The sequence below is a fragment of the Streptococcus sp. HMSC065C01 genome (assembly GCF_001813525.1).
GTDB classification, from domain to species: Bacteria; Bacillota; Bacilli; order Lactobacillales; family Streptococcaceae; genus Streptococcus; species Streptococcus parasanguinis_V.
Genome location: NZ_KV812858.1, coordinates 194,805 through 204,204, shown reverse-complemented (window position 1 = coordinate 204,204; position 9,400 = coordinate 194,805). Strand labels below are relative to the sequence as shown.

At 45.9% G+C, this 9,400-nt stretch carries 9 protein-coding genes; all 9 read right to left on the bottom strand.

What is annotated here, in order from left to right:
* The coding region (rlmD, locus tag HMPREF2918_RS08625; RefSeq protein WP_070595230.1) for a 23S rRNA (uracil(1939)-C(5))-methyltransferase RlmD at positions 1 to 1,352 on the bottom strand (1,352 nt) is incomplete at its 3' end.
* Between the two features lie 62 nt (positions 1,353 to 1,414).
* A complete protein-coding gene (locus tag HMPREF2918_RS08620; protein ID WP_045759339.1) occupies positions 1,415 to 2,728 on the bottom strand; it encodes an LCP family protein in 1,314 nt (437 codons plus the stop codon).
* Complete coding sequence (pheA, locus tag HMPREF2918_RS08615) at positions 2,725 to 3,579, bottom strand: prephenate dehydratase (RefSeq protein ID WP_070595228.1); 855 nt, start codon at positions 3,577 to 3,579, stop codon at positions 2,725 to 2,727. Before pheA ends, HMPREF2918_RS08620 begins: the two co-directional genes overlap by 4 nt.
* Complete coding sequence (locus tag HMPREF2918_RS08610; RefSeq protein ID WP_070595227.1) at positions 3,570 to 4,055, bottom strand: shikimate kinase; 486 nt, start codon at positions 4,053 to 4,055, stop codon at positions 3,570 to 3,572. The genes pheA and HMPREF2918_RS08610 overlap by 10 nt, the downstream gene beginning before the upstream one ends.
* A complete protein-coding gene (aroA, locus tag HMPREF2918_RS08605) occupies positions 4,048 to 5,331 on the bottom strand; it encodes a 3-phosphoshikimate 1-carboxyvinyltransferase (RefSeq protein WP_070595225.1) in 1,284 nt (427 codons plus the stop codon). The genes HMPREF2918_RS08610 and aroA overlap by 8 nt, the downstream gene beginning before the upstream one ends.
* A gap of 172 nt (positions 5,332 to 5,503) precedes the next feature.
* Positions 5,504 to 5,842, bottom strand: a complete 339-nt coding sequence (locus HMPREF2918_RS08600; protein WP_003014453.1) for a YlbF/YmcA family competence regulator — start codon at positions 5,840 to 5,842, stop codon at positions 5,504 to 5,506.
* A 100-nt stretch (positions 5,843 to 5,942) separates the two neighbouring features.
* Positions 5,943 to 7,049, bottom strand: a complete 1,107-nt coding sequence (locus HMPREF2918_RS08595; protein ID WP_070595223.1) for a prephenate dehydrogenase — start codon at positions 7,047 to 7,049, stop codon at positions 5,943 to 5,945.
* 16 nt (positions 7,050 to 7,065) lie between these two features.
* The gene (gene aroC, locus HMPREF2918_RS08590) at positions 7,066 to 8,232 is read right to left on the bottom strand and encodes a chorismate synthase (RefSeq protein WP_070595222.1); all 1,167 of its coding nucleotides are present in this window, start codon (positions 8,230 to 8,232) and stop codon (positions 7,066 to 7,068) included.
* Positions 8,233 to 8,238: 6 nt separating this feature from the next.
* Entirely contained in the window at positions 8,239 to 9,312 is a 1,074-nt protein-coding gene (gene aroB, locus HMPREF2918_RS08585; protein WP_021153038.1) for a 3-dehydroquinate synthase, read from the bottom strand.
* Positions 9,313 to 9,400 lie beyond the last annotated feature (88 nt).

Below are 9,400 nucleotides of genomic sequence, written 5' to 3'. Positions count from 1 at the left end.
TCCTTGACTAGCAAACTTACCGCCTCAACATGATGCGTTTGTGGAAACAAATCCACCGGCTGGACTTTCTTTAATTCGTAGCCCAACTCTTGGTAGAGTTTGATATCACGCGCCATGGTGGCGACGTTACAGGAGATATAGGCGATACGGTCAGCTCCTGTTTGGGCGCTTGCTTTGATAAAGCTTTCGGTCAAGCCCTTGCGTGGCGGGTCAACTAGGATGGCGGTTGGTTGGATGCCTTCCTTGAGCCAATTCTTCATGGCATTTTCAGCTGTGTCACAGACATAGTGGGCATTGGTGATATTGTTTAATGCAGCATTCTTCTGGCTATTCTCTACCGCTTCTGGGATGACTTCGACCCCGTAGACTTCCTTGACATGCTTGGCAACTGATAGGCCAATGGTCCCGATTCCTGAGTAGGCATCAATCACCACATCATCTTCTCTTAACTCCGCAAAGTCAATGGCTGTCTGATAGAGCTTCTCTGCCATTTCGGTATTGACCTGATAAAAGGCTGGTCCAGAGATTTGGAAGCTATTGCCCAACATTTGATCCGTAATATAGTCTTGACCATAGAGAACCCGCCATTCTTTTCCAAAAATGGCATTGGTATTCTGATCATTAATATTTTGCATGACGGATTTGATGGCTGGGAATTGCTTGATCAACTGCTCGATCAACTGGTCCACACGGAACACCTTGGGACGAGTGGTGACCAAAATGACCATGATTTCTCCTGAATGATGTCCTCGACGAACCACAAGATTTCGAATTAAGCCAGATTGTTCCTGCTCATCATAAGGCTTGAGGTCAAAACGACGAATCAAATCCCTAAGTGCCAAGACCACTTGGTCAATGACGGGATCTTGGATATAAAAGTCTTCAATCGGCATCAAATCATGAGAGTTCTTCCGAAAGAAGCCTGTTTCGACCTGACCATTGACACGACGGACAGGAACCTGAGCCTTGTTGCGATACTGGACAGGATGGTCCATCCCCAAGGTCAGGGGTACTTCGATATCAGAGATTCCTGCCATCTTGTAGAGGCTATCCTTGACCTGTTTGGCCTTGAATTTCAGCTGCTCCGGATAAGCCAGGTGCCCCAAATCGGCAATGCCGCTTCGCAAGTAAGCTAGGTCTAGCTCTTCATTGCGGTGAGGTGATTTTTCCAAGTACTCCTCTACTTTTCCGTAGCCGATCTTCTTGTTGACCTTGAGCACGCGCATGCGGATGACTTCTCCTGGCAGGGCATTCTCCACAAAAAAGACCAGGCCATCGACCTTAGCCACTCCTGCTCCTTCGTGTGTCAAATCGACAATTTCAACCGTTACAATTTCATTTTTCTTTAACATCGTTTTCTATCTTTCTACAAATTAAAAGGGGTGGAGTCCAAAACTCCTATCCCCTTATTATATCATCTCAGTCCCATTTGGTACAATTTCTTTTTATAAGCATCGAAATCGACCAGCAGGCCTTGGCCACCGTACATATCGTAGGAATCGACCCAATCCCCATTTTCTGGGATGGTCACTCGTTCAATTCCTTTTCCAGCACTTCCGACTAGTCCAAGTCCATTGGTCAATAGGAAAGAGAAAGGAACATTGGTGGACGTCATAGCAAAGACTTTCCCTAGGGCTTCTGATCCCGTAAAGAGTTTGGTTGGATCCTTGATCTGATGCATGATAGCGGACATGACCTCTTGCTGGCGACGGGTCCGACCAAAGTCTCCTTCATCATCCTTACGGAAACGCGAGTAATTGAGAAGGGTCCGGCCATCCATCCGTTGTTTTCCAACCTTGATGGTTTGTTGCGGAACGACACCGTCTTTCATGTTCAAATCATCTGGTACTTCTACTTCACTGACCTTTTCGCCGTCAACCGTTGAAAACTGCGCATTCATCTCGACCCCATTTGGGAAGAGGGTATCGATCGCTGTCGCAAAGGTCTTGAAATCGACCATAGCGTAATATTGGATATCAATGTCAAAGTTGTCTTTGAGCATCTGACGCACCAATTCAGCCCCTTGGTTGTTATTTTGCTCCCCGATGGTGAAGGCAGTATTGAGCTTCTGGTCGTAGTAGCCATCATATTCAGGAATATTTTGCTGGCTGACACCATCGATATGGACCAATGTATCCCTCATGAAGCTGACCATCTTGATCTTGCCTTCTTTGTTATTGACATTGACTACCATGATGGAGTCTGTCCGGGTCTCATCTGATTTCTCACCGATCCGACCATCTGTCCCCAAGATCAGGATATTGACCCCATCTCTTGACTTCTTGCCGTTAAATTTCTCAACGACAGCCGGTTTGGCATCTGGACCTGTCGGCTTGCTGTTGAGGCCTTTTACAAACATGAAGACCATGCCACCGATAATGAGCAAGAAAAAGAGAGCAATCCACTTGAGAATCCGCTTGACGCGAATTTTTTTCCGTGGTTTCTTAGGTATATCGCTCGTCGCAGCAACTGCTTTCTTCTTAGACTTTTTGCTACGTGATTGGTAAACAGGGAGATCCCCAATCGGTTCAGCAATCTCTCCTTGCACTTCTTCTGTAGCGTCTACCTCAGGTTGAAGGGCTTCTGCTTCCTCATAAGCTCCTTGGCTCTTCTTGAGCAGGTAATTGTATTCTAGTTGTTCTCGTTCATTTAAATAATGAAAATTTGAGTATAAGTACTCTAATCGCTTTCGCTCGTGGTGAGATAGAAAGTTGGATTCGTTACTCATCTTTTCTCCATTCCGTTATCTTTTAAGGTATAGACCTGATACTGACCCAAGACTTTTGTCTGAATGCCCAAACTGTCTAATTCTTGATAGGCAAATTGCAGAAGATCAGGCGCTTCGTTTAGGAGGTCAATAATGAAAAAGTATTCTCCTAAAGCTGTTTTTAGGGGGCGACTTTCAATCTTGGTTAAATTGATCCCCCGCCAAGCAAAAGTAGACAAGCCCTTATAGAGGGCTCCTGCCAAGTTACTTGGTAAGGTCAAGGCCAAGCTAACTTTTTGAAGGGCTGGACTTAAAGTTTCTGAGATCGCTGGCTCTTTGGCCCCTAAAATCCAAAAACGTGTATAATTGTCCTCGATTTCTTGGATGTCTTTGGCCTGGACTTCCAAGCCGTATTCACTGGCTGCTGCCAGAGGGGCAATCGCTGCAATTTCCAAGTCTGGATGCTCTGCTACATAGCGAGCCGCATAGGCTGTTGAAGCCGTCATTTCCATAGCCGCATCTGGATAATGGGCTCTTAAAAAAGCCTTCCCTTGGGCCAAGGCCTGTGGATGCGAATAGACCGTTCGAATGGGCCGGTCTTTTTTAGCCACCAAGAGCTGTTGCTTGATGGGATAGACCACTTCTGCAACGGCCTGGATGGTCCCTTGGTGAAAGAGGTAATCAAGGGTCTCATGGACACTGCCTTCAATCGAGTTTTCAACTGGGACGACTGCAAAATCAATTTCTTGATTCTCATAAGCCTTGATGACATCTGTGATCGTCTGATAGGCGATGCGTTCAGAAGTTGGAAAGCTATGAGTGGCCACATCATGGGTAAAAGATCCCTTAGGACCAAGATAGCCTACAAGCATCGAATGATCTCCGCAATTTCTTCAGGTGTTTTGTCCTCGACATCCACAATATGGGTAGCAATCGCTTCATACAAAGGCAAACGACCATCAAAAATCTTCTTAAATTCTTCTTTTGTGTTGTTTAAAAAGAGGGGACGTTGCATAGCTTTGTCATTTTGAATTCGTCTGTACAAGGTTTCAAAATCTACCCGCAGATAAATGTTGTGAGGATTTTTTTCCAAGAGCGCACGGTTATGAGGATTGACCACAATCCCACCTCCGGGGGAAATGATGGCCACTTCATTTTCCAATAAACGCTCTAACATTTCAGCCTCGCGACGACGAAAGGCAGCTTCTCCTTCCACTGAGAAATAATCATTGATCGACATGCCGATCTCTTCAACAATTAATTCATCCATATCATGGAATTTTGGATCAAGAATGCGACCAACGGTCGTTTTACCTGTTCCCATAAAACCAAGTAAAATTTTAGCCATGCAGTAAGGTCTCCAAATCTTCAAAAAAACTAGGGTAACTGGTGTTGATGGCCTCTGCCCGATCCAACACCACATTTCCATCTCTCACCAATAAGGCAGCAATGGCAGCCATCATCCCAATCCGGTGATCTCCAAAGGTCTCTAAGTCAGCTCCATGTAGAGGAGTCGGTCCAGTGATGATCATGCCGTCTTCCGTTGGCACGACATTGGCTCCCATAGCATTGAGGCTATCTGCTACGACCTGGATGCGGTCCGTTTCTTTCACACGAAGCTCCTCAGCATCCGCAATCACGGTTTGACCATTTGCTTGTGTCGCTAGTAAGGCAATAATCGGCAATTCATCAATCAAGCGTGGAATCAACTCCCCATCAATCCGAATCCCTTTTAAGGACGAAGTCTTAACAGTGAGACTTGCAGAGACCGCTTTTTCATCGCGATCCTCCATGGTGAGATCTCCCCCCATTTCTTGAATCACTTCGAGAATCCCTGTCCGCGTTTGGTTGATGCCAACATTTTCAATCTTGATCACACTATCTGGAAGGATGAGGCCGGCCACTAACCAAAAGGCTGCACTGGAAATATCTCCAGGAACGATGACTTCTTGACCTTGGAACTCTTGTCCACCTTGGATGCGGATGGTTTTTCCATCCACCTGGATCTCTCCACCAAATTGGCGAATCATATCCTCCGTATGGTCACGCGTCTTTTCCTTCTCGATAATCGTCGATTCACCTTCAGCTTGTAGAGCGGCAAAAATGAGAGCAGACTTGACTTGAGCCGATGCCACTGGTAAACGGTAATGAATCGGTTGGAGCTGATGGGTGCCTTTTTCATGTAAAGGCGGGCAATCGCGCTCTCCCTGACCAGCAATCTCTACTCCCATCTGACGCAGTGGAATCGCGACACGATCCATGGGCCGTTTGGAAAGACTATCGTCTCCGACCATGGTCACTGCAAAATCCTGACCTGCTAGGACACCTGATATCAAACGAATAGAAGTCCCTGAATTGCCCATATCAAGGGGAGCTGACGGAGCTTGAAGGCCCTGAAAGCCTACTCCTTGAATCCGAATCACATCCCCGTCATCTTGGATGGAGACTCCTAAATCTCGAAACACCTGGATGGTAGAAAGCACATCTTCGCCTCGCAAGATATCATAGACCTTAGTTTCGCCCTTTGCAAGACTTCCAAAAATAATGGATCGGTGACTGATGGATTTGTCACCAGGGACTCGAATGGTTCCCTTTAGACCCTTGCTATTGGTTCTTAATTTCATTGCCATCTCCAGAGTGCTTTTCCACATATTCTATCATAAATAGGACATGAATTCAATTTTTGATCAAAAATTTGGAACAAAAAACGAATGTTTCCAAGCATTTTTTGAGCTTGTTTTCCTCTAGTGGCGAACGAAAATACCAGAGTCGAAATGACAACTCTGGTAGAAATTTCTACTTGTATAAATCTTGAATCGGCTCAAAGATGATCTTTTCAAGATCTGCAAGATAAATAGACAATTGCTGTTGTTTGGTGAAAAATTCATTCACAATCGGACTTGCTTGGATTTTTTCCATATAGTCTTTCATTTCTTGTTGCACAGCTTCTGTTGGAAGTTGACCGGATTGCATCAAGCCTTGCAGTTGATTTTGGAAAGCGACGTATTCGTCAAACAGCGTTTTCGCTTCTGGATTTGCTTCGATCGCTTGCTTGCTTTCTACGACAGCCTTGTATTCAGGAAGGTCTCGCAGGGTCCGAGAGAGTTCGTTTGCTACATCATAAATATTTGCCATTTTCTAGGCTCCTTTACTGATAAGATACTTCTATTATACTGCTTTTCCTTCAATATTCCTAAAATGAAGCAGGCATTTTGATGCAAATCCTTCTTAAGACCTAGCGAGCAAGGACGGTATAAGACGTCGCCTGGCTGATCAATTCTTGGGCCTGTTCCTGATCCTCTGCATTTTTAAAGGTCAGTTGCAAAATCCCGTGGATATCTTCCCGATTCTCTTCATTGATGTGAATATTAACCAAGGAAATCCCTTGTAGGAGTTGTAAGATTTCGAGGATCACACCTTCCTGATCGGGGACATCGATAAAGAGATCATAGGCACTATCGCGTCCAGCACGCTGATGGATTTGCATTTCTTTTCGGTGCTTCCGCCCTTCATGGAAAAAGGACCAAATAGCCTTCTCGTTATCTGCTTGAATGGTCTCAGCTACCTGATCCAATCGCTCTTTGAAATCTGCAATCCGCTCCAATATCGCTTGAGGGTTGGACAAGAGAATAGAAGTCCACATACCTGGCTCACTTTCCGCGATCCGTGTCATATCCCGAAAGCCACCAGCCGCAAAACGGCGGGTCATTTCATGCTCTTCCCCATAAGCTACAGCCTGCTCGACCAGAGTCGAGGCTAAAATATGAGGAAAATGGCTGATCTGGGAAGTCACCCGATCGTGTTCCTCGGCATCGATTTCAATAAATCGAGATCCCAATCCACTCAGAAGCTCTTTCAACTCTTCCATGGCACCTCCTGTCGTCAAGCTGGAAGGAGTAAAAATATAATAGGCATTTTCAAATAAGGTTGCATCTGCTGCTGCGGCACCTGTCTTATGACTACCAGCCATGGGGTGTCCTCCCACAAATCGTACGGCCTTGTCTGTAAACACTTTTTCAGCTTGTGCGACAATTTCTGCCTTGGTAGAGCCTGCATCTGTCACCAGTACCCGGTCTTTCAAATGCAAGCTAGCTAAGGTTTCTAAGTAAGACTTGGTTTGCTTGATGGGAAGGGCCAAAATAATGATATCTGCTAAAGGGGCAAAGGCTGCGAAATCATCCGTCACTTGATCCACCATTCCTCTTTCAAGGGCGATGGTTCGAGAGGCTTCACTACGATTGTACCCAAGAACAGTCACGTTTGGGTGGGCTCTCTTAATGCCTAGCGCAAGTGAAGCACCAATCAAGCCCAAGCCTGCAATATAAACAACTTTCTTCTCCAAAGGAAAACTCTTTCTCTTAAAAATTCTTCGTAAAGTCCCGGTGCTTGGCAACGGCTTCTTTCAATTCTTCCAAGTTATCGGATGAGAATTTTTCAAGCACTTCTGTCGCAAGGACCGTTGCGACCACTGCTTCCATTACCACTCCTGCAGCAGGTAGAGCCGTTGGGTCGCTGCGCTCAACCGTCGCCTTATAGGGTTCATGGGTTTCAATATCCACACTCATCAAGGGTTTGTAGAGAGTCGGAATAGGCTTCATGACGCCACGAACCAGAATGGGCTCACCATTGGTCATGCCCCCTTCAAAACCACCAAGATTATTGGTGCGACGGGTATAACCGGTGTCTTGAGACCAGATGATTTCATCCATGACTTGACTACCTTTTAGGCGACCTGCGTCGAACCCAAGACCAAACTCAACACCCTTAAAGGCATTGATAGAGACCACCCCTTGAGCGATTTTGGCATCCAATTTCTTGTCCCATTGCACATAGGATCCTAGTCCAACAGGCACACCACCAACCAAGGTTTCCACAATTCCCCCGATAGTATCGCCATCTTTTTTTACTTGGTCAATGTAGGCCTTAACGGCTTCTTCTTGTTCTGGCACAACGATCGAAACTTCCGACTTCGCTGCCTTTTCCTTGATTTCAGAAACGGTTAGATTCTCGGGAATTGCAATCTCAATTCCCCCAAAATTAACAATGTGGCTGGCCACTTCAAGGCCGATTTCTTCTAAAATCCGTTTAGCAACTGCACCAACGGCTACACGCATGGTCGTCTCACGGGCAGAAGAACGCTCTAAGGAATTACGGAGATCATCGAAACGGTATTTCATCCCTCCGACTAGATCGGCATGACCAGGACGTGGCTTGGTGATCTTACGCAGATTTTTCTTTTTCTCTTCGACCGGTGCTACATTCATGATCTCTAGCCATTTTTGATGATCCAGATTGGTCACGTTCAGAGTAATCGGACCTCCCATGGTCAAGCCATGACGGACCCCTGATGTGATCTCGACCCGGTCACTCTCAATTTTCATCCGAGCACCACGGCCATAGCCACCTTGTCGACGTTTGAGCTCTTTATTAATATCTTCTTCAGATAAAGGAAGGCCTGCCGGAACCCCCTCGATGATGGCTGTTAATCGAGGCCCATGGGACTCTCCTGCTGTTAAATATCTCATACAACCTTATTCCTTTCTTTCTAAAAAGTCCTTCATTTCTTGAAGAGGAATTTGATGAATCGCTGCTTGCCCCAACTCTGGAACAATGACTAATTTCAAGCTAGTCCCACGCGCTTTTTTGTCATGGGTCAAGGCTTGATAAAGGGCTTCTTTATCCCAGTTCTCATAGGTCACCGGAAGGCCAAATTTCCGGCACATTTCTTCGATTTTTTGAGTGATTCCTTTTGGCATCAGGCCCTTTTCTTCTGCAACTCGGGACAGCTGCACCATACCCATACTGACAGCTTCTCCATGCATAACCTGTCCATAACCAGCTGTCGCTTCAATGGCATGCCCAATAGTATGCCCAAAATTGAGATACAGTCGAATACCATTGTCCAACTCATCTGCCACAACATGGTCTCGCTTGACCAGGCAGGAATGGGAAATGATGCTCTCTGCATGCTCTAAAATACTCTGGACAGAACCATCCATGGCTTCCAATTCTTCCCAAAGTTCCGTATCTTGGATGAGGCCGTACTTGATGACTTCACCCATCCCCTCGATCAATTCACGGTGCCCCAACGTGCTCAACACTTCAGGATCAATAAACACACCATCTGGTTGAGCAAAGGTCCCTACCATGTTTTTGGCAAGTGTTGTGTTGACTCCCGTCTTTCCCCCGATAGAAGAATCCACCTGTGCGGTCAAGCTAGTCGGGATCTGAACAAAGGAAATTCCCCGCATATAGGTCGAGGCAGCAAAACCAGCCAAATCACCAACTACGCCACCCCCAAGAGCAACGATTCCATCACTGCGCGTCATACCATGGGTAGCTAGAAAGTCATAGACTTTTGAAACAGTGGTTAGATTCTTACTGGCTTCTCCTTGAAGAAACTCAAAGCGTACTACTTGAAAACCAGCTTTCTCAAGGCTCTTCTCTACGATAGAGGCATATAGCTTAGCCACGCGGTTATCTGAAATAATCGCGACTTTTTTATCGCCCCAAAGAGTGCGCAACCAATCTCCAACCTGGTTGAGAGCACCTCTTTCAATCACAATCTCATAGGAATGTCTTGGAATAGGTACCGATACGTTCATAGGAATCTCCTTCATGTTATTCTTTGATTCTATCTTATCATGAAATAGGGCACATGTCTCAATCAAAATGAAAAAGAGACTAGAGCAA

Bases quoted from the DNA above. Each gene is read 5' to 3' on its own strand.
- HMPREF2918_RS08620 (WP_045759339.1), bottom strand. From the start codon at position 2,728: ATGAGTAACGAATCCAACTTTCTATCTCACCACGAGCGAAAGCGATTA.
- pheA (WP_070595228.1), bottom strand. From the start codon at position 3,579: ATGCTTGTAGGCTATCTTGGTCCTAAGGGATCTTTTACCCATGATGTG.
- HMPREF2918_RS08610 (WP_070595227.1), bottom strand. From the start codon at position 4,055: ATGGCTAAAATTTTACTTGGTTTTATGGGAACAGGTAAAACGACCGTT.
- aroA (WP_070595225.1), bottom strand. From the start codon at position 5,331: ATGAAATTAAGAACCAATAGCAAGGGTCTAAAGGGAACCATTCGAGTC.
- HMPREF2918_RS08600 (WP_003014453.1), bottom strand. From the start codon at position 5,842: ATGGCAAATATTTATGATGTAGCAAACGAACTCTCTCGGACCCTGCGA.
- aroC (WP_070595222.1), bottom strand. From the start codon at position 8,232: ATGAGATATTTAACAGCAGGAGAGTCCCATGGGCCTCGATTAACAGCC.
- aroB (WP_021153038.1), bottom strand. From the start codon at position 9,312: ATGAACGTATCGGTACCTATTCCAAGACATTCCTATGAGATTGTGATT.